Below are 22,686 nucleotides of genomic sequence, written 5' to 3'. Positions count from 1 at the left end.
CTGATAAATCTCCGGTCGGGGTGGCGGGTTCGTCCGCGCGGGGTTCGCCGGCGGGAGGATCAGCCGGACAGCGCCGCCGAGACGACCGAACGGGCCTCCTCCTGTACGCGGGCCAGGTGGTCGGCGCCGTGGAAGGACTCGGCGTAGATCTTGTAGACGTCCTCCGTGCCCGAGGGGCGGGCCGCGAACCAGGCGTGCTCCGTGGTGACCTTGATGCCGCCGATGGCGGCCCCGTTGCCCGGAGCCTCCGTCAGCACCGCCGTGACCGGCTCCCCCGCCAGGGTGTCGGCGGTGACCTGTTCGGGGGAGAGCCGGCCCAGCACCGCCTTCTCCTCCCGGGTGGCCGGGGCGTCGATCCGCGCGTACGCCGGCTCGCCGAACCGGGCCGTGAGGCCGGCGTACCGCTCGCTCGGGGTCTGCCCCGTCACGGCGAGCATCTCCGAGGCCAGCAGGGCGAGGAGGATGCCGTCCTTGTCCGTGGTCCACACCGAGCCGTCGCGGCGCAGGAAGGAGGCCCCGGCCGACTCCTCGCCGCCGAAGCCGATGCTGCCCGCGGAGAGCCCGTCCACGAACCACTTGAAACCGACGGGCACCTCCACCAGTTCGCGGCCCAGGTCCGCGGCCACCCGGTCGATCATCCCCGAGGACACCAGCGTCTTGCCGACGCCCGCGTCCGCCGGCCACTGCTCGCGGTGGCTGTAGAGGTACTCGATCGCGGTGGCGAGGTAGTGGTTGGGGTTCATCAGTCCGCCGTCCGGCGTCACGATGCCGTGCCGGTCGGCGTCCGCGTCGTTGCCGGTGGCGATCTGGAACCGGTCCCGGCCCTCGATCAGCGAGGCCATCGCGTACGGGGAGGAGCAGTCCATCCGGATCTTGCCGTCCCAGTCCAGCGTCATGAACCGCCAGGTGGGGTCGGTGTACGGGTTGACCACGGTCAGGTCGAGGCGGTGCTCCTCGGCGATCCGCCCCCAGTACGCCACGGAGGCCCCGCCGAGCGGGTCGGCCCCGATGCGCACGCCCGCGGCGCGTACGGCGTCCAGGTCGAGCACGGACGGCAGATCGCGCACGTACGTGCCGAGGTAGTCGTACGTACTCGTGGTCGAGGCCGCCGACGCGCGCGCGAACGGGATCCGCCGGACCTCCTTCATGCCTCCGGTGATGATCTCGTTGGCGCGCTCCTGGATCCAGCCGGTGGCATCCGATCCGGCGGGCCCGCCGTGCGGCGGGTTGTACTTGAAGCCGCCGTCCGCGGGCGGGTTGTGCGAGGGGGTGACCACCACTCCGTCGGCCAGGGCCGAGGTACGACCGCGGTTGTGGGTGAGGATCGCGTGCGAGACGGCGGGCGTGGGGGTGTAGCCGTCGGCGGCGTCGACGAGCACGGTCACGTCGTTGGCTGCGAAGACCTCCAGGGCGGTCACCCGGGCGGGTTCGGACAGGGCGTGGGTGTCCGCACCGAGGAAGAGGGGGCCGTCGATGCCCTGCTGGGCCCGGTACTCGCAGATCGCCTGGCTGGTCGCGGCGATGTGGTCCTCGTTGAAGGCCGTGGCGAGGGAGGAGCCGCGGTGTCCCGAGGTGCCGAAGCTGACGCGCTGGCCGGGATCCGCGGGATCGGGGTGCAGGGCGTAGTACGCGGTCACGAGCCGGGCCACGTCGACCAGGTCCTCCGGGCGCGCCTGCTGCCCCGCTCTTTCGTTGAGCATCCGCCCATTCCTCCGTACTGGATCAAAGAGAACAACAGTGGTCATTGTGTCGCCCCCTGAACGTGCCCGCACCGCCACGTCCCCACTCGGCCCTCACCTGTGCCCCGGGTCACGCCTCCAGAGGGGTCCTCCCCACGCCCGTGAAGACGGTGGTGGCGGAGAGGAGGAAGGCGTCGGGCCGGCGCAGGATGCCGTGCCGCGCCTCGGGATCGAGCAGCACGTCGAGGGTGTCGAGGTCGTCGGCGTCGAGCATGTCGCTCGCGGCCTCCCGCAGCCGGGTCAGCTGGGTGTGCAGGAAGGCACGGGCCGTCGCGCCCAGCGGGGCCGGCAGGTCGAGGAGGTACGTGAAGCTCCCGACGCGGGACAGTCCGGCGCGGCGGAGCATCGCGGGCCAGTCCTCGACGACGGGGGTGCTGCCGGGGAGTTCGGCCCGCATGACCGAGAACCAGTGCTCGTGGACGGCGTCGAGCCGGGCTTGCAGGCCCGGCCTGCCGATCCCGATGTCGCGCGGGAGGAAGCGCATCGGCAGGCCGCCCTCCGTCACGGCGAGCACCCCGCCGGGCCGCAGCACACCGGCCAGCGCGTTCAGCGCGCCCTGCTGGTCGCCGAGGTGGTGGACGGTCTTGCTGCTCCAGATCAGATCCGCCGTGCCGAGGCCGTCCCCGCCGGTCCCGTCACCGCTGCCCAGGCCTTCGGGCAGTTCCGCGTGGCGTACGGCCACCCTGTCTCCGAGGCCGAGCTTCTCGGCGCGGGCCAGGGTGCGCTCCAGTAGGCCGGGCGTGGCGTCGACGGCGACGGTCTCGGCGCCGGCGAAGGCCTCGGCGAGCACGCAGGTCATCACGCCGGGTCCGCTGCCGATGTCGAGGATGCGGCGGACCTCGGCCGAGGGGCCGAGCAGCTCGCCCAGGTGGGCCGCCGTCCGGCGCAGGCCGGGGAGCTGCAGTTCGGCGCCGTCCTCCAGCTGGGTCGCCATGACGTCCCAGTCGAGGTCGGTGGAGTGGTGGCCGGAGTCGTGGCCGGGCGCGTGCGCAGGTCCGTGGCCGTGGCCGTGTGCGGGGCTGGAATCGCGGTGTGGGCTCATGCCGCGGAGCCTGCCCCCCGCGGATCCGGTACGACAACTCTTGTTGCTGTTTCCGGGACAGCGGGGTGGAATGCCCCCGTGGACACACCAGCCGACACACCGGCCGACGCACCGGCCGACACACCGCCGCCCTACCAGAGCGTCCTCGACGAGGTCGGCCCCCGGCTCAAGCGGCTCCGCGCCAAGCGCGGCCTCACGCTGGCCGCGCTCTCCGAGACGACCGGCATCTCCAAGAGCACCCTGTCCCGGCTGGAGTCCGGGCAGCGCCGCCCCAGCCTGGAGCTGCTGCTGCCGCTGGCCGGCGCGTACCGCGTGCCGCTGGACGACCTGGTGGGCGCGCCCGAGGTCGGCGACCCCCGGGTCCGGCTGACCCCCCATGAGCTGCCGAGCGGCGGAACGTTCGTCCCGCTGTCCCGGACTCCGGGTCCCCTTCAGGCATACAAGATGATCATCACCGACCGGGGCTCCGAGCCGGATCTGCGTACCCACGAGGGCTACGAGTGGATGTACGTGCTGCAGGGCCGGCTGCGGCTGGTGCTCCCCGAGCACGATCTGGTCCTCGGCCCCGGCGAGGTCGCGGAGTTCGACACGCGGCTGCCCCACTGGTTCAGCAGCGCCGACGGCCGGCCCGTCGAGGTGCTCAGCCTCTTCGGCAGGCAGGGCGAACGCATGCACGTCCGCGCGAGGCCCACTCCGAAAACCACCCCGAAACCCGATCCGAAGCCGGCTCCGAAGCCCGCCCGGCAGTCCGGCTCCGACCGGCCGGTGTGAGCCGTCGCGGGTCAGGCCGGCAGGTTGAGGAGCATCAGCGGTCGGGTGGTGGGCCGGGCGGACCCGCCGGCGGGTTCGACGGTGAGTCCCACCCCGGAGGCTCCCTGGATGCCTCCCTGCATGAGCGTGGCCCCGTCCTGCGTGAGCAGCCCGGCGGGGCGCATGGTGCCGTGGTCCTCGAACCAGAGCTGGTACGTCCGGTCCGCTCCCGGGTCGGGAAGCCCCGCGCCGATGAAGACCGCCCTGTTCTGCAGCTTGGAGCTGACCACGGAGGCGGTGGCGCCGGTGGTGGTGCGGCCACGTACCGTACGGGCGTCGGCGGCGGCCACGACGGTGGTGACGTCCTGGAGGCGGCGTTCGGTGGCCTGGGCCTGCTGCCGGGCCTCCTCGGCGAGCTGGTTCTGCCGGACCGTGACGCCCACGAGCACGGCCACCCCGGCGATGCTCGCGGCGATCGCCAGCGTGATGGCCTTGCGGCGCAGGATGGCGGTGAACGTCATCGGCCTGCCCGTGGCCGGGAGCAGCGGGGGCAGTTGGCGGACCGACTCGATGCCGTACAGGACCGCGTCCTTCATGCGCGGGGGCGGCGGCAGGGTCGCGGCCCCGGCCAGGCGGGCGGCGGTGGCGGAGAATTCGGCCACTTCCTGCGGGCAGGACGGACAGTCGGCGAGGTGTGCGGTGAACACCTCGTGTTCCGCCGGTGTGAGTGCGTGGAGGGCGTACGCGCCGGTGAGGGTGTGCAGTTCCCCGTCGTGCTTCATGTGGTCACCCCCATGCAGTCGCGCAGCCGGATGAGTCCGTCGCGCATGCGTGTCTTGATCGTGGGCAGTGGAGTGCGCAGGGTCTCTGCGACCTCACGGTAGGTCAGGCCCTGGTAGTAGGCCAGGGTGACGGCCTGTCGCTGGATCTCGGTCAGGTTGCGCATGCAGCGCCGCACCTGTTCGCTCTCCAGTCGGGTCTCGACCTGTTCCGCCACCTCGTCGAACGGGCGCGCCTGTTGGCGGGCGGCCTGGTCGTGTTCGCGGTTGATCGCGGCCTGGGCGGAGCGGACCCGGTCGACGGCCCGCCGGTGGGCGAGGGTTGCGGCCCAGCTGAGCACGCTGCCCTGGTCGGGGCGGTAACGGGCGGCTTGCCGCCACAGATCGATCATCACTTCCTGTGCCACCTCCTCGGACTGGGCGCGGTCGCGTACGACCCGGACGACCAGTCCGAACACGGTCCCGGACAGGGCGTCGTAAAGGGCGGAGAAGGCGTCCTTGTCGCCGCGGGCCACCCGGGACATCAGGTCTTCGAGCCGCGGGGCAGCGGTGTCGGGGACACCGAAGGGCAGCGGTTGCCCGGTGGTGGCGGATGGTCCGCCGGGGTCCGTCCGTCGCATGACGGTCCTTTCCTGTCGAAAGAACCGGCCCTTCCACTCAGAGGGCCGACCGCTCCGGATGCTGCCAGGTTCGCGTTCTTGACCGGTCTTCGGAGCGGACATCTGTGCGGATTGGTCAACCAGGTCGCCAATTCCCGATCAATGTGCAACCTCTCGCTCAGCTGCTGATTCCGCTTTCGGCAACTGCCACCAATCCGCGGGCGCTTCGGCCGCGAAGCAAGGGGAAACGCCGTCCCGGACGGCGGCGTGGCGACCGGTGGGGAGTGACGGACTGTGCGTACCCAGAGTGTGGCCGTGATCGGCGGCGGGGTGGCGGGACTGACCGCCGCCTACGTCCTGCAGAAGGCGTGCGACGTCACGCTGTACGAGGCGGACCCCCGGCTGGGGGGCCACGCCCACACCCATGAACTGCCGGCCCCGGGCGGCGGAACGGCGCGGGTGGACTCGGGGTTCATCGTCCACAACGAGCGCACCTACCCCCTGCTGCTCCGGCTCTTCCGCGAACTCGGAGTGGCCACGCAGGACTCCGAGATGAGCATGTCGGTACGGTGCGACGGCTGCGGGCTGGAGTACGCCGGTGCCCGCGGGCCCGCGGGCCTGTTCACCGGGCGGGCCGCCCTGCGCGGCCGGTACCTGCGGCTGCTGGCGGAGGTACCGCTCTTCCACCGCCGCGCCCGCGCCCTGCTGGCCGGGGACGGCCCCCCGCAGCAGCTCACCCTGCGCGCCTTCCTCGCCGACGGCGGGTTCTCCCCGTACTTCGTCGGTCACTTCATCACACCGCTGGTGTCGGCCGTGTGGTCCTGTCCCGCCGAGACCGCGCTGGAGTACCCGGCCGCGTACCTCTTCCGCTTCCTCGACCACCACGGGCTGCTGTCCGTGACCGGCTCCCCGCAGTGGAAGACCGTCACCGGCGGCAGCGCGGCCTACGTGGAGAAGGCCGCCAAGGAGATCAGCAACGTCCGGACCGCCACCCCGGTCAACCGGGTGGACCGGATACCGGGCGGCGTCCTGGTGGGCACCGAGCACGGCACCACCGATGCCTACGACGCGGTCGTCATCGCCACGCACCCCGATCAGGCGCTGCGCCTGCTGGCCGATCCCACCCGGGACGAGCAGCGGATCCTCGGGGCCTTCCGGTACGAGGCGAACCCGACGGTGCTGCACACCGACACCGGCCTGCTGCCCCGCTCGCGCAGAGCCCGGGCCTCCTGGAACTACCACCTCGACGACTGCCTCCCGGGGGCGGACGGGGTCCGGGTCAGCTACGACATGACGCGCCTCCAGCGGCTGCCGGGCGCCACCCGGTACGTCGTCACCCTGAACGCGGGCGGGCGGGTCGACCCCGAGCGCGTCCTGGCCCGTATGGACTACGCGCACCCGGTCTACACGCCCGAGTCGGTGGCCGCGCAGCGGGCGCTGCCCCGCCTGAACACGCGGGTCACCGCGTTCGCCGGGGCGTACCACGGGTGGGGCTTCCACGAGGACGGCTGCCGTTCCGGGGTGCGGGCAGCTGCGGCGCTGGGGGTGCGCTGGTGAGCGGGGTCGAGGCGCCCACGGTGGCGCAGAGGGCGAGCCGGACGGTCCTGGCGGAGCCGAAGATCCCGGTGGCACCGGCGGACCCGGAGGCCGCGGCGGTCCCGACGCCCCCCGCCCTGCCCGCCGTCGCCGTGCCGGCCCTGTACGACTGCGTCGTCTCCCACCTGCGGACGGCCCCCGTACGGCACTCCTTCCGGCACCGCACGTACATGTGGCTCGTGGACCTGGACGCGCTCCCCCGCCTCCCGTGGCCGCTGCGCCCGCTGGCCCGTTTCGACGCCCGGGACCACTTCGCCGCCGCGCCGACCATCCGGGCCGGCCTCGACGCGTACCTGGCCTCTCGCGACGTACACCTCGACGGCGGGCGGGTCCTGATGCTGGCCCACGCCCGCGTCCTGGGGTACGTGTTCAACCCGCTGACGCTGTACTGGTGCCACGACCGCGCCGGAGCCCTGGTCTGTGTCGTGGGCGAGGTCCACAACACGTACGGGCAGCGCCACTGCTACCTCCTGCGGACCGACGACGCCGGACGGGCCGAGGCGGCGAAGGAGCTGTACGTCTCGCCGTTCTTCCCCGTCGACGGCCACTACCGCATGCGACTGCCGGAGCCGCGCGAGCGACTGGAGATCGCCGTCCAGCTCGAACGCGCCGGGCAGCGGGCCTTCACCGCGACCCTGCACGGCCGCCACCGCCCCGCCACCTCCCTCGCCCTGCTGCGCGCGGTCGCCCGGCGGCCCTGGTCCACGGCCGCCGTCTGGGCCGGGATCCGCCGACAGGCCGTCCGACTGCTGCTCCGCGGGCTGCCCGTACAGCCCCGACCCGACCGCGCGTCCCAGGAAGGCATCCTCTCGTGACCCTTTCGCTCCCCCGCACCGCCGGCGAACCCGCGAAGCGGCACGCCGCAGCCGTCGACTTCGATGCCGACCCCCGCGCCCACGCGTGGCCGGACGTGGCGCGGCCGCCGACGGCCCCCATCGGGCACGCGGCCGTCGCCCGCCGGCTGGTCCGGCGTGCCGTGACCGCCCTGCCCCTGCGCTGCCGCTTCGGCGCCGAACCACCCCGCGGCATCGGCCCTTCGCTGACCGTCCACGACCCCGACGCCTTCTTCCGCCGGATCGGGGCGCACGGCCTGATCGGCTTCGGCGAGTCCTACATGGCGGGCGAATGGGACAGCGACGACCTGACCGGCCTGCTGACGGTCCTCGCCCTGCACGTGGACGACCTCGTCCCCGCCCCGCTGCGCAGGCTGCGCGGAGCGTGGGTGCAGCGCCGGCCCGAGGCGCAGCTGAACTCCCGGTCCGGGGCCCGGGAGAACATCCACCGCCACTACGACCTGTCGAACGAGCTGTTCGCCCTCTTCCTCGACGAGACCCTGTCGTACTCCTCCGCCGTGTTCACCTCCTTCCCCGCGCGCCGCGAGAGCCTGCCGGCCGCGCAGCACCGGAAGATCGACCGGCTGCTGGACCTCGCCTGCGTCGGCCCGGGCAAGCGCGTGCTGGAGATCGGCACCGGCTGGGGCGAGCTCGCGCTGCGCGCGGCCGACCGGGGGGCGCAGGTGACGACGGTGACCCTCTCCGCGGAGCAGCAGCACCTCGCCCGCCGCCGGATCGCCGCCGCGGGGCTCTCCGACCGGGTGGACGTGGAACTGCGGGACTACCGTGACCTGGAAGGGCGGTACGACGCGGTGGTGAGCGTGGAGATGATCGAGGCGGTCGGCAGGGACTTCTGGCCGACGTACTTCGGCGCCCTGCGCGATGCGGTGGCTCCCGGCGGACGGATCGCGCTCCAGTCCATCACCATGGGGCACGAGCGGATGCTGCGCACCGCCCGCACGCACACGTGGATCAGCAAGTACGTCTTCCCCGGCGGCCTGATCCCCTCCCGCGAGGCCATCGAGGCGCACGCGGCCGGTGCGGGGCTGCGGATCGTCTCCGACCAGGGGTACGGCGACCATTACGCGCAGACCCTGTGCCTGTGGCGGGAGCGCTTCGCGGAGCGGGCCGAGGCCGTGGCGGCGCTCGGCTTCGACGCGACGTTCCGGCGGATGTGGGAGTTCTACCTGGCCTACTCGGAAGCCGGGTTCCGGGCCCGCTACCTCGACGTCCGGCAGCTGCTGCTGACGGAGGACGTCTCGCTGGGGGCGGGGCGGTGAACGCCGCCTCGTGGCAGGCCCTCGGGAGCAACCTGGCCGCGGCCGCGGGTGCGGCCGCCGCCGTCCTGCTCCTGGCCTTCGCGGTCGGGACGGCCCGGCGCCTGCACCGGACGGCGGACATCGCCTGGGGCCTCGCGTTCGCCGCGATCGCGGTGGTCTCGTACGTCCTGTCGGCCGGTTACGGGGACGACGGCCGGCGGCTCCTGGTGGCCACTGCCACGGTCGTCTGGGGGTTACGGCTGGCCGTCCACCTCGCGTGGCGCGGCCGCGGGCACGGCGAGGACCCGCGCTACGCGGAGCTCCTGGCCCGGGGGCGGGGGAATCCGCAGGTGCGCGCCCTGCTCACGGTGTACCTGCTCCAGGCGGGTCTGGTCTGGCTGGTCTCCCTGCCCGTCCAGACCGCCTCGTACGTGGACTCTCCCATCGGCGTGCTCGACGTACTCGGAGCGGCGCTGTGGGCAGCGGGTCTGGGCTTCGAGGCCGTGGGGGATTTCCAGCTCGCGCGGTTCAAGGCCGATCCGCCGCACGGGGCCGCGGTCATGGACCGGGGTCTGTGGGCATGGACCCGCCATCCGAACTACTTCGGGGACTCCTTGGTCTGGTGGGGGCTCTATCTGGCGGCATGCGGGACCTGGCGGGCCGCGCTGCTGTGCCTGGTGTCCCCGCTGGTCATGACGGTGCTGCTGACGGTGGGGAGCGGCAAGCGGCTGCTGGAGGCCCGGATGGCGGACCGGCCCGGTTTCGCGGACTACACCGCCCGAACCAGCGGGTTCCTCCCGCTGCCGCCGCGCGGAGGCCGGGCGTGAGGGGGCCGACGGGTGCGCTGGTGCTGCACCGGGTGCCGCAGGACCCCACGGCCGCGGTGCTCCTGCTGCACGGAGGACGGGCGGAGGGGCTCGACGCGCCGCCGCGGGCGAACCTGCCGGGGCTGCGGATGCGTCCGTTCGCGCGGGCGATCGCGGGCGCGGGGTCGGCGCGGGGCGTGGTGGTGGCGGAGGTCCGCTACGAGCACCGGGGCTGGAACGGCAACCGCGCGGATCCGGTCCACGACGTGTGGCAGGCGCTGCGCGAGCTGTGCTGTGTGGCCGGGCCGCTGCCCGTGGTGCTGGTCGGGCATTCCATGGGCGGGCGCGCCGCGTTGCGGGCCGCCGCCGACCCGCTGGTCCGTGCGGTGGTGGGGCTCGCGCCGTGGTGCCCGCCGGGTGAACCGGTCCTGCACCTCGGGGACACGGCCGTGGTGCTCCTGCACGACGAGGCCGACCGCGTCACCGACGCGCAGGGGTCGTGGGACTACGTACGGCGGGCCCGGGCCCGGGGCGCCCGGGCGGCGGGCATCGCCATGCCGCACGGCGGGCACGCGATGCTCCGCCGGGCCGCCGACTGGCACCGGGTCACGACGGACACGACGCTGGGCCTGCTCGGCCTGGCCCCGCTCCCCGAATCCCTGTTCACGGACCACGTCCCCGCCGCGCCGGTCCCGTCAGCGGCCCGGTGAAGCCGTGGCCGTCAGTGGACGCCGGTCCGAGTCTTCGACCTGCCGCCCCAGGGGCGCGAAGGCGAGGAGGAACAACAGCCCCGCCAGCGGGAGGAGGTCCAGGCTGACACCCGTGGCCACGATGCCGGCGACCACCGCGACGGGCCGCCAGGCGGCTGTCCGGCGCAGGGCCGCCAGCTGGGTCAGGAGCAGCAGCAGGCCGACGTAGAACAGGAGTGGACCGACGGTGTAGACGGCGGGCTCCACGCCGGCGTGGCTCTTGACGCGCCGGAAGAGCTCGCGCATCGCCTCGCGGTCCTCGCTGAGGAACCCGGCGACGAGGTCGATGACCACTTGCGCGAGGACGGCGGCCACGCCCATCAGTGCGGTCACCGCCCCGGCTCCGGCGAGTCCCCGAGCGGCCCGGCCCCGGCCCGCCGCGGCCATTCGCCGCATCCCCAGCACGATGGGGACGAAACACAACACGGCTGCCAGGAAGAAGAGATGGCCCGAGGACCAGGCCGGCCCCGGGCCGTGCTCCTCGTCGGTCAGCCGGATGAGCCCGTAGGCCGTCATACAGAGCGGACCGGCGCTGAACGCCGCCCGCGGCCATGGTGAGTTCGACATGGTTCGATCATGGCCACGCCGGACCGGCCCGTCCTCGGGGAACGCCCTGACCCGCCCCTGACGGGGCGGGTCGGGGGCCTTAGGGGGTGACCCCCGTGAGGACTACTCGACCACCAGCTCGACCGGGATGTTGCCGCGGGTGGCCTTGGAGTAGGGGCAGACCTCGTGGGCCTGCTTGACCAGCAGCTCGCCCGTCTCACCGGCGAGGGACTCCGGCAGCTCGACGCGCAGGGTGACGGCCAGGCCGAAGCCGTTGTCGTCCTTGCCGATCGAGACCTCCGCGGTGACCGACACCTCACCGGTGTCGACCTTCGCCTGCCGGCCGACCAGGCCGAGCGCGCTGGCGAAGCAGGCCGCGTAGCCCGCCGCGAAGAGCTGCTCGGGGTTGGTGCCCTGGCCACTGCCGCCGAGCGCCGGGGGCATGGCGAGAGCGAGGTCGATCTGGCCGTCGGAGCTGACCGTGCGGCCTTCGCGGCCGTTGGCGGTGGCGACAGCGGTGTACAGCGCGTCCATCAGGGGGTTCCTCTCGCGGTGGTGACCGTGCAGCCGGTGATCGGCTGACACCAGAAGTAGAGCACACAATTCAATTGTGCACAATTCAATGCCTCTCAAGCCTTGCCCGGGTACACTTGCGCCCATGAGCGAGCAGCCCACCCAAACCCTCCGCGAGGAGGACTTCCTCCGCCTGGACGGCCAGATCTGCTTCGCGCTGAACTCGGCGAGCCGGGCCTTCAACGGCCTCTACCGCGTCGTCCTCAAGGACCTCGGCCTGACCTATCCGCAGTACCTGGTGATGCTGGTGCTGTGGGAGCACGGCACGACGCCCGTCAAGGAGATCGGAAACCACCTCCGACTCGACTCGGGGACGCTCTCGCCGCTGCTCAAGCGCCTTGAGGCGGCCGGACTGGTCCACCGGGAGCGCAGCACCGAGGACGAGCGGTCCGTCCACGTCGGCCTCACCGGGGCCGGTACGGCGCTGCGCGCACGCGCGGTGGAGGTGCCGCGCCGGATCGCGGCCGCGACGGGCTTCGAGCTCACCGAGATCCGCGATCTCCAGATCCGCCTGCACCGCCTCACCGCGGCCCTCGACGCCGCCGTCCCCGAGGCCTGACCGGCCCCGGCGAAACGCGAAACCGCCGGGCCGTACGACCGGGAGCCGTGGGAGCGGTGCGTGGCGGGCGCCGCGCACGCCCCGGGCTGCGGCTGATGCGGGCCCTGCCCGGGGCGTCCACCGCGTGGTGCGGCCGAGCCGGGGGTAGGTTCGCCGGCATGGTGCACGTACTCGGCAGCCGCATCCTCCTCACCCCCACGGACCCGGAGCGTTCGCGCGCCTTCTACGGCGCCACGCTGGGGCTCGCCGTCCACCGGGAGTTCGGCACCGGGCCGGAACGCGGGACGGTCTACTTCCTGGGCGGCGGCTTCCTGGAGGTCTCGGGGCGCGCCGAGGGCCGGCCCGACCCCGGGCTCCGGTTGTGGCTGCAAGTCGCCGACGTGCAGGCGGCGTACGAGGAGCTGCTGGCGCGGGGCGCCGAGGTGCTGCGGCCGCCCCTGCAGGAGCCCTGGGGGCTGATCGAGATGTGGATCGCCGACCCGGACGGCGTGCGCATCGCCGTGGTGGAGGTCCCGGCGGACCACCCGCTCCGGTTCCGCCCCTGAGCCGCTCAGCCCCTGAGCCCCGTCCACCCATCGGGGGGACATCGGGTGCACCCCCTGGACACGGCGTCAACCCCGCCCGGCCGTGCGGCCAGTACGGAAGCGGGTGCCCGGAACGCGCATAGCAGAGATGAATATGCCGTGGAGGCCTTTTGTAAAGATCAACTCAGTGTGCTGGATTGATCACCGACAGTGCCCCCGGCTGCGCGGAAGGACACCGAATGCGCACGGTTCGCGAATCAGTCCTGGACGTTCTACGAGCACGTGGTATCACCACGGTCTTCGGCAACCCCGGCTCGACCGAACTGCCGATGCTCAAGCGGTTCCCCGAAGACTTCCGGTACGTACTCGGCCTCCAGGAGGCAGTCGTCGTCGGCATGGCCGACGGTTTCGCCCTCGCCTCCAGAACCACCTCCCTCGTCAACCTGCACACCGGGCCCGGCACCGGCAACGCGATGGGCGCCATCCTGAACGCCCGGGCGAACCGCACCCCGATGGTCGTCACCGCGGGCCAGCAGGTACGCGCCATGCTCACCATGGAGGCCCTGCTCTCCAACCCACAGGCCACGCTGCTCCCCCAGCCCGCCGTCAAGTGGGCCTACGAGCCCCCGCGCCCCGCCGACGTCCCGGCCGCGCTGGCCCGCGCCGTGCAGATCGCCGAGACCCCGCCCCACGGGCCGGTGTTCCTCTCCCTGCCCATGGACGATTTCGACGCGGAGCTCACCGAGGCGGAGGACCTCGCCGGCCGGGCCGCCGCCGCCCGCCGGATCACGCACGCCGCCGCGCCCGACGCCGCCACGGTCGCGGCGCTCGCCGACCGGATCTCCCGCGCCCGCTCCGCCGTCCTCGTCGTCGGCGACGACGTCGACGCCTCCGGCGCCTGGGACGCCGTCCTCGCACTCGCCGAGCGCACCGGACTGCCCGTCTGGGCGGCGCCCGTCGCCGCCCGCGTCTCCTTCCCGCGCAGCCACCCGCAGTTCCGCGGGGACCTGGCCCCGGCGATCGGGCCGCTCGGCCGGCAGCTCGCGGGACACGACCTGGTCGTCGTGGTCGGCGCCCCCGTGTTCCGCTACTACCCGTACGTCCCCGGCTCCCACCTGCCCGAGGGCACCGAGCTCGTGCTCCTCACCCGGGACGCCGAGGAGGCCGCCCGGGCCCCCGTCGGGGACGCGGTCGTCGCGGACCTGGCACTGACCGTACGGGCCCTCGCGGAGCGGCTCCCGGCCGCCGGCACCGGCGCGCCCGCGCAGCACGAGCAGGTGCGGTTCCCCGAGTCGGCCGACGGGGTCCTCACCCCGCTCGCCGCGCTGACGGCCATCGCCCAGGGGGCCCCGGAGAACACGCTCTGGGTCAACGAATCCCCCTCCAACGTCCCGCAGTTCCACGAGGCCACCCGCATCGCCGCCCCGGACTCCTACCTGTTCTCCGCGGGCGGCGGACTCGGCTTCGGGGCCGCCGCGGCCGTCGGCGCGCAGCTCGGCGCGCCCGACCGGCCCGTGGTCTGCGTCATCGGTGACGGCTCCATCCACTACGCCGTGCAGGCCCTGTGGACCGCGGCCGCGTACAAGGTCCCCGTCACCTTCGTCGTCCTCAGCAACGCCAAGTACGCGATCCTCCACTGGTTCGCGCAGCTCGAACACGCCCAGGGCGCCCCCGGCCTCGACATCCCCGGTCTCGACATCACGTCTGTCGCCGACGGCTACGGGGTGCGCACCCACCGGGCCCAGAGCGCGGGTGAACTCACCAAGCTCGTACGGGACGCGGCGGCCCAGCAGGACGGGCCGGTGCTCATCGACGTGCCCGTGACCACCGAGCTTCCCTCCCTCTGAGGCCCGGCCCCTCCGCAGCCCGGACGCCAGCCTCCCCCACCACCGTCAGAAGGCTCCTCATGTCCCCCGAAACCCCTCTCCTGTCACGCCTGCGCACCCTCCTCACCGACCACGCCGACGTCCTGCACACCGACCCGGAGACCCTCGCCGCGCACGCGCGCGACGCCGCGCCGTTCTCCGAGTCCGGCACCCCGGCCGTCGTCGCCTTCCCGCGCACCGCCGAGCAGGTCCGGCACATCATGCGCACCGCGTACGAGCTCGGCGTTCCCGTCGTCCCGCAGGGTGCCCGCACCGGCCTCGCGGGCGCCGCGAACGCGATCGACGGCTGCGTGGTCCTGAGCACCGCCCGGATGGACCGCATCCTGGAGATCGACCCCGCCAACCGGCTCGTGCGCTGCGAGCCCGGCGTGGTCACCAAGCGCCTGAACGACGCGGTCGCCGAGCACGGCCTGTCCTATCCGCCCGACCCCGCGTCCTGGGAGCACTGCACCATCGGCGGGAACATCGCCACCGGCGCCGGCGGTATCTGCTGCGTCAAGTACGGGGTCACCGCCGACTACGTCCGCGGCCTGGACCTCGTCCTCGCCGACGGCCGCCGGATGCGGACCGGCCGGGACACGGCGAAGGGGGTCGCCGGATACGACCTGACCCGCCTGCTCGTCGGCTCCGAGGGCACCCTGGCCGTCATCGTCGGCGCCACGCTCGGACTGTGCCCCGTACGGCCGCCCGCGCTGGCGATGCTCGCCCAGTTCCCGACCCTGACGGCGGCCGGGGACGCCGTCGCCGCGATCACTGCGGCCGGCCACGTCCCGTCCGCCCTCGAACTCCTCGACCGGGCGACGTCCCAGGCAGTCGCCGACCACGGGCACCCGATGCTGACCCCGGGCGCCGCGGCCACGCTCATCATCGAGAGCGACACCGCCGAGCCTGCCCGCGACCTCGCGTCGATGGCCCTCCTGTGCAAGGAGGCCGGGTCCCGGAACGTGGTGACGGCCACCGGCTCCGAGGAGTCCCGGCAGGTCATCGAGGCACGTCGGCTGGTCACCCCGGCCCTGGGCGCGTTCGCCGCGACCCTCGGCGGCCGGCCTACCGCCTTCATCGAGGACGTGGCCGTACCGCGCTCCGAACTGGCCAAGTTCATGGGCACGATCGAGGAGATCGCCGTACGGAACCGGCTGCGGATCTTCACCCTCGGTCACGCGGGAGACGGCAACCTGCACCCGACCGTCGTCTTCGACGAATCGGACGCGGACGAGTTCCGCCGCGCCCAGACCGCGTACGACGACATCATGGCCGCGGGCCTGGCCCTCGGGGGCACCAGCACCGGCGAGCACGGCATCGGCACCCTCAAGCGCGAGTGGCTGACCCGCGAGCTCGACCCGGTGAGCCTGGAACTCCAGCGCGGGCTCAAGCGCCTCTTCGACCCGAAGAACCTGCTCAACCCCGGCAAGGTCGTGGAGGCATGACCGAGGCCGTGGCCCGCTCCGGGGCCGCTGACGAGAACACCACCGCGGCCGCCGGGATCCCGGGCCAAGCCGCAGACTCCGGCTCCGCCTCCCTCCCTGTGCCGCGGCCCGCCCGGGCCGGGCGCGCCGAGACCGTCCGCTTCGCCGCCACCCACACCCTGCAAGCGTTCGTCCGCGGGGCCTTCCACCTGCGGCCCCGGGTGGTGGCGGCGCAGGCGGCCCTCGGCCAGCAGGGCTGGTCGGCCGCGACCCTGCGCGCCATGCGCGCCCGGCACGGCGGGGCGCCGGTGGAGGTGCGCGGCCTGTCCGGGCCGCTGCTCGTCCTGCTGGACCAGGCCGACGTCCGGCGGTTCTACGAACTGCCCGTGCGCACCCTCGCCATGGACGCGCCCGACAAGTACAGGGCGCTGTCGCTGCTGGAGCCCACGGGCGTCATCTGCTCCCACGGCGACACCCGCGAGGAGCGCCGGCGCGTCAACGACGAGGTGCTCGCCGCCGACCGGCCGGTGCACCCCTCGTGCGAGGAGTTCCGGGCGGTGATCGCGCAGGAGGCGCCCGCCCTGATCCAGGGCTCCGAGCTGGACTTCCCGCTGCTGCGCCGTACGGTGGCCCGCATCGTGCGCCGGATGGTCCTCGGCGACGCGGCCGCGGGGGACGAGGAGCTCGCCCGGTGGCTGCTCGCGATCCGCGAGGAGTCGAACTGGATGCGGATGCGCAGGGGGCGCGCCGCGGCCGCGGAGGCGCTCTACCGGAAGGCCGCCGCCCGTGTCGAGGAGTACGCCGCCCGCGCGGAACCGCACACCCTGACCGCGCTCGCCCGCAACCACCCGGCGGCCGAGGGACCGGGCGCCGCGGCGCTGGACGCGGTGGGTCAGGCCCACCACTGGCTGCTCGCACTCGACGCCGTCGGCCCGATCGTGGCCCGTACGCTCCTGCTGCTCGCCGCGCATCCCGCCGAGCAGGAGGCCCTGCGGACGGAGGTCGACGGCGGGGGCGCGGAACTGCCCCGGCTGCGGGCCTGCGTGGAGGAGACCCTGCGGCTGTTCCCGGTCGTCCCGGACCTCCTACGGGTCACCCGGGCCGAGACCGAGTGGGGCGGGGTCCACTATCCGGCCGGGACGGCGGTGCTGGTGCCCGCCCTGTTCCACCAGCGGGATCCCGAACACGTCCCGGCCGCCCACCAGTTCGTGCCCGCCCGGTGGCTGCGGTCCGGGGCGGCGCAGGACATCCGGATGGCGCCGTTCAGCCACGGCGGCGGGCGCTGCCCGGGCGAGCACCTGGGCGTGTTGACGGCGGCCGTGCTGACCGCGGCGGTGCTGCGGGGCCACCGGGTCACCGGCGGCAGGCCCGCGGTGGACCCCTGCCGCCCGCTGCCCGGCATCCTTCCCTCGGCCGCCATCCGGCTCACCCTCGCCCTGCGCTGAGCACGTCCGGCGGTGCGGGGCCGGCCGCCCGCCGAGCCCCGCGCCGCACGTGCGGACCGCCACCCGCACCCCACCATGCCCCGGGAGGGCACCTGCATGACCGATGCCACGACCGCCGTCACCGGGCACGAACCGGAGATCGGCTCCCTGCACCATCTGTGCCGCGTGCTCGCGGAGGCCGCCGAAGGAGTGGGGGACGCCTCCCGGTACGCCTCCGAACTGGCCCTCGGCACCCGGCTGGCGCGCGCCGCCGGCGGCGCCGCCGCCCGGCGCACCCTGCTGCGGACGATCACCGACCCGAGGGGGCTGGGCTGGGCCGCGCGCGGCCGCGGTCTGGCCCGGATCGGCCGGCTCGCCGGGGTGTTCACCAGCCGGGAGAGCCTCGCGGTCAGCCTCGCCGTGACGGGGCTCAAGGCCCGCATCCGGGCCGCCGCCGTGACCCACCCCGAACTGCTCGGCGACCCGGACACCGCGCGCGTGCTGCGGGCCGTCCAGGGGGACCGGCAGCGCGAGGCGGTCCGCGTCTTCCGCTCGCTCCTCGGCGCCAAGGGCTCCGAGCGCACCTTCGCCCTGCTGGCCCCCGCCTTCGCCGACATCCTCGCGTGGAACGCCCTCACCGACGAGAACCCGTTCAACGACGAGGCGGGCTGGGAGATCGCCACCGGCCGCACCCTGGCCGGCGCCGATCCGGTCTTCGGCATCAGCGCCCGGGTCTGGTCCTTCCTCGACCGCGGACCTGGCCGCGCCGAACCCCTCGTCCCCTCCCCCGCCCTTGCCGAGCGCATCGACACCACCGGCACGATCGCCGGGTACGTCCGCAACATCGGCGCCGTGGGCACCGACGGAACGCTGCTGGTCCAGCAGGTCGTGGGTCCCGACGGCGTGCAGCGGTACGTGGTCCAGCTCGCCGGCATGTCCGGTGTCAGCGACAAGAGCCCCCAGGACCTGCTGGGCGCCGTACACGCCGTCGCCCGGCCCGCCACCCCGTACTCCAGGGCGGTCGCCAAGGCGCTGCGCCTGCTGATCCCCTCGGGCTGCGAACTGGCCCTGGTGGGCCACAGCCTGGGCGGGATCACCGCCATGAACCTGGCCGCCGACCGGGACTTCTGCGGGATCCACCGGGTCACGCACGTCGTCGCGATCGGCTCCCCCGTCGACGGCAAACGCCCGGCCGATCCGCGGACCCGGGTGTACTCGCTGGTCAACGAGCACGACGTGGTGCCCGGCCTGGAGGGTCGCTCCTCGGTCTCCGCGTACACGCTGCCCGAGCAGTTCACCGAGTTCACCTGGACCGACGACACGCACTCCTTCCCGCTGTGCCATGCCGCCGAGCGGTACGCGCACAACCTCGAACACACGGTCCCCGAGGCGAGCGCCCACGTCGACTCCGACCTCGCGCCCTTCCGGGGCCGGGTGACCGCCGCCCGCTTCTTCCGGCTCTACGACCGCTGAGGAACACCATGACCGACACCACCTCCACCGAGCCGAGCGCGGCCCCGGGCCGTCGGACCCCCGCGGCCGCGGGCATCCCCGAGCAGGCCGCCCACCCCGGCCAGGCGCCCTCGTACGACCCGCCCGGGCTCCTCGAACGCCTCGGCTCGGCCGCCTTCGCCCGCCTCAACCGCACCCGCGAGTGGCACGAACTTCCGCTCCCCCTCGGGCTGCTGAACCTCCGGGTGCTCCGCGACGACCTTCGCCGCAAGAACCTGTACGACACGTACGGCGCGGGCGGGGAGCACCGCCGGCGTCCGACCGCCGAGCTCGCGCCGTTCCGCTCGTACGACGGCTCGGGCTACGACCCGTACGACGAGGACATGGGCCGGGTCGGCACCCGGCTCGACCGCAACGCCCCGCTGCACCTGGCCTTCCCGGACTCCGAAGAGGAGCTGATGTCGCCGAGCCCGCGCGAGATCAGCAGGCAGCTGCTGGCCCGCAAGGGGTTCGTGCCCGCGCCCACCCTCAACCTGCTGGCCGCCGCCTGGATCCAGTTCGAGAACCACGGCTGGGCCAACCACGGCGACAACGAGGAGGCCGAGCCGTTCACCGTCCCGCTCGCCGAGGACGACGACTGGGCCGAGCACGGCGGCGGCTGCCCGATGCGCGTGAACCGCACCCGCCCCGACCCGGTCGCGCACACCGCGCCCGACGCGCCGCCCACGTACGAGAACACCGTCACGCACTGGTGGGACGGCTCGCAGATCTACGGCTCCGACGAGGCCCGCTGCCGGGCGCTGCGCACGGGCGAGCACGGGCGACTGATCGTCGAGGACGGCCGACTGCCCGCCGATCCGCGGCCGGGGAACTCCTGCCTGGACTGGACCGGCATGAACAGCGACTACTGGGCGGGCCTGTCGCTGCTGCACACGCTGTTCGCCAAGGAGCACAACGCGATCTGCGACTACCTGCGCGCCCACTACCCGACCTGGGACGACGAGCGGCTCTTCCACACCGCGCGGCTGGTCAACACCGCGCTGATGGCGAAGATCCACACGGTGGAGTGGACGCCCGGCATCCTCGACACCCCGGTGCTGCGCCGCGCGATGGACGCCAACTGGTACGGGGTGCTGCCGCGCTGGGTCAGCCGGACGTACGGGCGCGTCGGCAGGGGCGAGATGCTCAGCGGAATCCTCGGCTCCGCGACCGACCACCACGCGGCTCCGTTCTCGATGACGGAGGAGTTCGTCTCCGCGTACCGGCTGCACCCGCTGATCCCGGACGAGATGGCCGTACGGGACCACCGCGCGGGCGGCGTCCGCGCGACCATCGGATTCGACGACATGCAGGGCAGGGCCACCCGCAAGGCGGTCGACGCGTACGGCATGAGCGACCTGTTCTACAGCTTCGGCACGGCCCACCCCGGGGCCCTCGTACTGCACAACCACCCGGACTCGCTGCGCAATCTGGCCAGGCTCACCGGCGAGCACATCGATCTGGGCACGGTCGACATCCTGCGCGACCGCGAGCGCGGGATTCCCCGCTACAACGCGTACCGGCAGATGCTGCGCAAGCGGCCGGTCACCTCCTTCGAGGAGCTGACGGGCGGGCATCCGGGTGACACTCCGCTGCTGAAGGAGCTGTACGAGGGGCGCCTGGACCGGGTGGACACGCTGGTCGGCAATCTCGCGGAGCCGCGGCCGGCCGGGTTCGGCTTCAGCGACTCGCTGTTCCGGATCTTCATCCTGATGGCGAGCAGGCGGCTGAAGAGCGACCGCTTCTTCACCACCGACTACCGGCCCGAGGTGTACACGGCGGAGGGCCTGGAGTGGGTGGACCGGGGCGGCATGGTCTCCGTCCTGCTGCGCCACCACCCCGAACTGGCCCCGGCCCTCGACGGCGTGACCAACGCCTTCGCCCCCTGGAGGGCCCTGTGACGGCCGTTCCGGCGCCGCGCACGGAGCGGGAGGCGCGGCGGCACGAGCCAGCGGAGGGGCTGCGGGCCCACTCCGCGGCGCTGCTGCGGCACGCGGATCGGCTGCGGGCGGGGGCCGTGGCGCTGGACTGGAAGGGTCCGCGGGCAGAGGCCTTCCGGTGGCGGATCGAGGCCCTGGCCGACCGCTGCGCGACGGCGGCGGCCGGCCTGGCACGGTCCGCCGAGCAGTTGGACGCAGCCGTACGCTCCCGCTGACGGCCGGGGACACAGTGGGCGGGTGGGCGGACGCGGTTGCGCCCACCCGCTCCCTGTCGTCCTCGTCGAAGATGTCGGGGCCGGGAGCGCGTCAGCGGCGTGTATGGAGTGGGCCGTTTCCCGTCAAGGTGGCGTCAGGGACCCGCGCGAGGGGGCCGTGGGCGGGGATAGCTTCGTAAGCCGCGCCCCGGACTGCCTCCCCGCACTCGGGGCGCCACCAGTCGCCCCTTGCGGTTCCTCAGGGAGGGCCCCATGTGTCTGTTCCGGTACGAAGACGATCCCGAGCCCGAGGAACGGGTCCCGGCCGGGCTCCTGTACGTGCCCGTCCGGCCGGGAAGAGGCGCGGAGGCGGTGATCCGCCTGTTCCGCACTCCGCTGGGCGCCCGTACGGCCGTCGGCTTCACGCGCACGGATCTGCTGGCCGCCACCCTCGGTGAGGGCCAGGGCTACATCCGGCTGTCGGAGTCCGTGCTGCGGGAGCTGTGCGAGCCGCTCGGCGCGGACCTGATCACCGTCGACCCGACGCTGTCGGCTCCGGCGGCCGCGGCGGCGGCTCCGGCCGCCGCCGCGGCGCCGCTGCGGCCGGGCCGGTTCCCGGCCCAGGCCGTCTGAGGGGAGGAGTCCCATGACCACCGTCACCCTGTCCGAGATCGCCGCGGGCTCCGCGGACGAGCTGTCCGTCTGGCCGTCCTCGACGACCCGGCTGCCGCAGGGGGGCCTCGCCGTCGGCGGGGTACCGCTGACCGAGATCGCCGACCGCTTCGACACCCCGGCGTACGTACTGGACGAGGGCGAGGTACGGGCCCGCTGCCGCACCTACCGCGACGCCTTCCCCGACGCCGAGGTGCTCTACGCCGCCAAGGCCTTCCTCTCCCGCGCCATGGTCCACTGGGTCGCCGAGGAGGGCCTCGGACTCGACGTCTGCTCGGCCGGCGAGCTGGAACTCGCCGTCACCGCCGGATTCCCGCCGGACCGCATCCTGCTGCACGGGAACGCCAAGTCGCCCCGCGACATCGAGACCGCCCTGCGGCTGGGCGTCGGCCGGATCGTCATCGACAGCCCGTCCGAGATCGCCCGCCTGGCCGCCGCCGTCGGCCCGGGCGGACACCAGAAGGTGCTGGTCCGCGTCGTCCCCGGCATCTCGGCCGGCGGCCACGAGAAGATCCGTACCGGCACCGACGGCCAGAAGTTCGGCCTGTCCCTCACCGACGGCTCGGCGCAGCACGCCGTCACCCGCATCCTGGGCCAGCCGCAGCTCGAACTCGTCGGCCTGCACTGCCACATCGGCTCCCAGATCACCGACGTGAAGCCGTACCTCACGGCGGTACGCCGCGTGGTCGGCCTGATGGCCCGCATCCGCGACGCCCACGGCGTCGCGCTCCCCGAGCTCGACATGGGCGGCGGCCACGGCATCGCGTACTGCCCGGGCGAACCCGCGCTCGACCTCACGGCCCTGGCCGGCCGGCTGCGGGCCGAGCTCGTCGAGAGCTGCGCGGCGGCCGGGCTGCCCGTGCCCCGGCTCGCCATCGAGCCGGGCCGGGCGATCGCCGGTCCGGCGGGGGTGGCCCTGTACCGGGTCCTCGCGGTGAAACGCACCGGGGAGCGGGTGTTCGTGGCCGTGGACGGCGGCATGAGCGACAACCCGCGGCCGGCGTTGTACGGGGTCCGGTACGCGCCCCGCCTGATCGGCCGCCACTCCACCGCCGGTCCCTGTACGGCCACGGTGGTCGGCCGGCACTGCGAGGCGGGCGACATCCTCGCCGCCGACGTCGAACTCCCCGGCGACGTCCACCCGGGAGACCTCCTCGCCGTGCCGGTGGCGGGCGCCTACCAGCTGTCCATGGCCTCCGGCTACAACATGGTCGGCCGGCCGCCGGTCGTCGCCGTCGACCACGGCGCGGCCCGGCTCCTCGTACGACGCGAAACCCTGGACGACTTCCGCCGCCGCGACATCGGCGACTGAGGTCCGG

General features: G+C 73.7%; 22 protein-coding genes. 16 read left to right on the top strand and 6 right to left on the bottom strand.

Translation table 11 applies throughout. From position 1 onward, the window contains the following. Positions 1 to 59: 59 nt before the first annotated feature. Together pgm and OG509_RS36810 are read right to left on the bottom strand one after the other, a co-directional pair. Positions 60 to 1,700 carry a phosphoglucomutase (alpha-D-glucose-1,6-bisphosphate-dependent) gene (pgm, locus tag OG509_RS36815; protein ID WP_406186912.1) on the bottom strand — a complete coding sequence of 547 codons (1,641 nt, stop codon included), beginning with the start codon at positions 1,698 to 1,700 and terminating at the stop codon, positions 60 to 62. 109 nt (positions 1,701 to 1,809) lie between these two features. Next, entirely contained in the window at positions 1,810 to 2,781 is a 972-nt protein-coding gene (locus OG509_RS36810; protein ID WP_406186911.1) for a class I SAM-dependent methyltransferase, read from the bottom strand. 78 nt (positions 2,782 to 2,859) lie between these two features. On the opposite strand from OG509_RS36810, the gene OG509_RS36805 reads away from it, so the two are divergent. Continuing rightward, a complete protein-coding gene (locus OG509_RS36805; RefSeq protein WP_406186910.1) occupies positions 2,860 to 3,552 on the top strand; it encodes a helix-turn-helix domain-containing protein in 693 nt (230 codons plus the stop codon). 11 nt (positions 3,553 to 3,563) lie between these two features. Here the strand turns inward: OG509_RS36805 and OG509_RS36800 are convergent, their stop codons facing one another. Then, the gene (locus OG509_RS36800; RefSeq protein ID WP_406186909.1) at positions 3,564 to 4,313 is read right to left on the bottom strand and encodes an anti-sigma factor domain-containing protein; all 750 of its coding nucleotides are present in this window, start codon (positions 4,311 to 4,313) and stop codon (positions 3,564 to 3,566) included. After that, positions 4,310 to 4,930: an ECF RNA polymerase sigma factor SigK gene (gene sigK, locus OG509_RS36795; protein WP_406186908.1), complete on the bottom strand. Its 621-nt coding sequence runs from the start codon at positions 4,928 to 4,930 to the stop codon at positions 4,310 to 4,312. Before sigK ends, OG509_RS36800 begins: the two co-directional genes overlap by 4 nt. A 273-nt stretch (positions 4,931 to 5,203) precedes the next feature. Here sigK and OG509_RS36790 point away from each other — a divergent pair, with 273 nt between their 5' ends. The 5 genes from OG509_RS36790 to OG509_RS36770 all read left to right on the top strand — a co-directional run bounded on the left by OG509_RS36790 (position 5,204) and on the right by OG509_RS36770 (position 10,113). After that, on the top strand, positions 5,204 to 6,466 hold the full coding sequence (locus OG509_RS36790; RefSeq protein WP_406186907.1) for an NAD(P)/FAD-dependent oxidoreductase: 1,263 nt from the start codon (positions 5,204 to 5,206) through the stop codon (positions 6,464 to 6,466). A 116-nt stretch (positions 6,467 to 6,582) separates the two neighbouring features. After that, positions 6,583 to 7,320, top strand: a complete 738-nt coding sequence (locus OG509_RS36785) for a DUF1365 domain-containing protein (protein ID WP_406187807.1) — start codon at positions 6,583 to 6,585, stop codon at positions 7,318 to 7,320. After that, positions 7,317 to 8,618: a class I SAM-dependent methyltransferase gene (locus tag OG509_RS36780; RefSeq protein ID WP_406186906.1), complete on the top strand. Its 1,302-nt coding sequence runs from the start codon at positions 7,317 to 7,319 to the stop codon at positions 8,616 to 8,618. The genes OG509_RS36785 and OG509_RS36780 overlap by 4 nt, the downstream gene beginning before the upstream one ends. After that, positions 8,615 to 9,424, top strand: a complete 810-nt coding sequence (locus tag OG509_RS36775; RefSeq protein WP_406186905.1) for a DUF1295 domain-containing protein — start codon at positions 8,615 to 8,617, stop codon at positions 9,422 to 9,424. The genes OG509_RS36780 and OG509_RS36775 overlap by 4 nt, the downstream gene beginning before the upstream one ends. Beyond that, positions 9,421 to 10,113, top strand: a complete 693-nt coding sequence (locus OG509_RS36770) for an alpha/beta fold hydrolase (RefSeq protein WP_406186904.1) — start codon at positions 9,421 to 9,423, stop codon at positions 10,111 to 10,113. The genes OG509_RS36775 and OG509_RS36770 overlap by 4 nt, the downstream gene beginning before the upstream one ends. Here the strand turns inward: OG509_RS36770 and OG509_RS36765 are convergent. Then, entirely contained in the window at positions 10,099 to 10,719 is a 621-nt protein-coding gene (locus tag OG509_RS36765) for a hypothetical protein (RefSeq protein WP_406186903.1), read from the bottom strand. The two genes, OG509_RS36770 and OG509_RS36765, sit on opposite strands and share 15 nt — an antisense overlap. 102 nt (positions 10,720 to 10,821) lie before the next feature. Next, positions 10,822 to 11,232: an organic hydroperoxide resistance protein gene (locus tag OG509_RS36760; RefSeq protein ID WP_406186902.1), complete on the bottom strand. Its 411-nt coding sequence runs from the start codon at positions 11,230 to 11,232 to the stop codon at positions 10,822 to 10,824. A 124-nt stretch (positions 11,233 to 11,356) separates the two neighbouring features. On the opposite strand from OG509_RS36760, the gene OG509_RS36755 reads away from it, so the two are divergent. From OG509_RS36755 to lysA, 10 genes are all read left to right on the top strand, one after another. Next, positions 11,357 to 11,830: a MarR family winged helix-turn-helix transcriptional regulator gene (locus OG509_RS36755; RefSeq protein WP_406186901.1), complete on the top strand. Its 474-nt coding sequence runs from the start codon at positions 11,357 to 11,359 to the stop codon at positions 11,828 to 11,830. 158 nt (positions 11,831 to 11,988) lie between these two features. Next, complete coding sequence (locus tag OG509_RS36750; protein WP_406186899.1) at positions 11,989 to 12,375, top strand: VOC family protein; 387 nt, start codon at positions 11,989 to 11,991, stop codon at positions 12,373 to 12,375. A 218-nt stretch (positions 12,376 to 12,593) separates the two neighbouring features. Beyond that, entirely contained in the window at positions 12,594 to 14,201 is a 1,608-nt protein-coding gene (gene mdlC / locus OG509_RS36745) for a benzoylformate decarboxylase (RefSeq protein ID WP_406186898.1), read from the top strand. Positions 14,202 to 14,260: 59 nt separating this feature from the next. Next, positions 14,261 to 15,667: an FAD-binding oxidoreductase gene (locus OG509_RS36740; protein WP_030155615.1), complete on the top strand. Its 1,407-nt coding sequence runs from the start codon at positions 14,261 to 14,263 to the stop codon at positions 15,665 to 15,667. After that, the gene (locus OG509_RS36735) at positions 15,664 to 17,091 is read left to right on the top strand and encodes a cytochrome P450 (RefSeq protein ID WP_406186897.1); all 1,428 of its coding nucleotides are present in this window, start codon (positions 15,664 to 15,666) and stop codon (positions 17,089 to 17,091) included. Before OG509_RS36740 ends, OG509_RS36735 begins: the two co-directional genes overlap by 4 nt. A gap of 96 nt (positions 17,092 to 17,187) precedes the next feature. Beyond that, the gene (locus tag OG509_RS36730) at positions 17,188 to 18,543 is read left to right on the top strand and encodes a hypothetical protein (RefSeq protein WP_406186896.1); all 1,356 of its coding nucleotides are present in this window, start codon (positions 17,188 to 17,190) and stop codon (positions 18,541 to 18,543) included. A gap of 8 nt (positions 18,544 to 18,551) precedes the next feature. Next, positions 18,552 to 20,462: a peroxidase family protein gene (locus OG509_RS36725; protein WP_406186895.1), complete on the top strand. Its 1,911-nt coding sequence runs from the start codon at positions 18,552 to 18,554 to the stop codon at positions 20,460 to 20,462. Next, positions 20,459 to 20,716 carry a hypothetical protein gene (locus OG509_RS36720; protein WP_406186894.1) on the top strand — a complete coding sequence of 86 codons (258 nt, stop codon included), beginning with the start codon at positions 20,459 to 20,461 and terminating at the stop codon, positions 20,714 to 20,716. Before OG509_RS36725 ends, OG509_RS36720 begins: the two co-directional genes overlap by 4 nt. A gap of 252 nt (positions 20,717 to 20,968) precedes the next feature. Further along, positions 20,969 to 21,328, top strand: coding sequence for an SAV_915 family protein (locus OG509_RS36715; protein ID WP_406186893.1), 360 nt, complete (start codon positions 20,969 to 20,971; stop codon positions 21,326 to 21,328). A 13-nt stretch (positions 21,329 to 21,341) separates the two neighbouring features. Next, a complete protein-coding gene (gene lysA, locus OG509_RS36710; RefSeq protein WP_406186892.1) occupies positions 21,342 to 22,679 on the top strand; it encodes a diaminopimelate decarboxylase in 1,338 nt (445 codons plus the stop codon). Positions 22,680 to 22,686 lie beyond the last annotated feature (7 nt).

This window comes from Streptomyces sp. NBC_01006 (genome assembly GCF_045162725.1).
Classification (GTDB): Bacteria; Actinomycetota; Actinomycetes; order Streptomycetales; family Streptomycetaceae; genus Streptomyces.
Note: the sequence above shows the minus strand (reverse complement) of the source record. Positions and strands in the feature narration are given on the sequence as shown.

Coding starts and splice junctions, on each gene's coding strand:
- OG509_RS36755 (WP_406186901.1), top strand. CDS start 11,357: ATGAGCGAGCAGCCCACCCAAACCCTCCGCGAGGAGGACTTCCTCCGC.
- OG509_RS36735 (WP_406186897.1), top strand. CDS start 15,664: ATGACCGAGGCCGTGGCCCGCTCCGGGGCCGCTGACGAGAACACCACC.
- OG509_RS36810 (WP_406186911.1), bottom strand. CDS start 2,781: ATGAGCCCACACCGCGATTCCAGCCCCGCACACGGCCACGGCCACGGA.
- OG509_RS36750 (WP_406186899.1), top strand. CDS start 11,989: ATGGTGCACGTACTCGGCAGCCGCATCCTCCTCACCCCCACGGACCCG.
- mdlC (WP_406186898.1), top strand. CDS start 12,594: ATGCGCACGGTTCGCGAATCAGTCCTGGACGTTCTACGAGCACGTGGT.
- pgm (WP_406186912.1), bottom strand. CDS start 1,700: ATGCTCAACGAAAGAGCGGGGCAGCAGGCGCGCCCGGAGGACCTGGTC.
- OG509_RS36715 (WP_406186893.1), top strand. CDS start 20,969: ATGTGTCTGTTCCGGTACGAAGACGATCCCGAGCCCGAGGAACGGGTC.
- OG509_RS36740 (WP_030155615.1), top strand. CDS start 14,261: ATGTCCCCCGAAACCCCTCTCCTGTCACGCCTGCGCACCCTCCTCACC.
- OG509_RS36800 (WP_406186909.1), bottom strand. CDS start 4,313: ATGAAGCACGACGGGGAACTGCACACCCTCACCGGCGCGTACGCCCTC.
- OG509_RS36765 (WP_406186903.1), bottom strand. CDS start 10,719: ATGTCGAACTCACCATGGCCGCGGGCGGCGTTCAGCGCCGGTCCGCTC.
- lysA (WP_406186892.1), top strand. CDS start 21,342: ATGACCACCGTCACCCTGTCCGAGATCGCCGCGGGCTCCGCGGACGAG.
- OG509_RS36725 (WP_406186895.1), top strand. CDS start 18,552: ATGACCGACACCACCTCCACCGAGCCGAGCGCGGCCCCGGGCCGTCGG.
- OG509_RS36760 (WP_406186902.1), bottom strand. CDS start 11,232: ATGGACGCGCTGTACACCGCTGTCGCCACCGCCAACGGCCGCGAAGGC.
- OG509_RS36730 (WP_406186896.1), top strand. CDS start 17,188: ATGACCGATGCCACGACCGCCGTCACCGGGCACGAACCGGAGATCGGC.
- sigK (WP_406186908.1), bottom strand. CDS start 4,930: ATGCGACGGACGGACCCCGGCGGACCATCCGCCACCACCGGGCAACCG.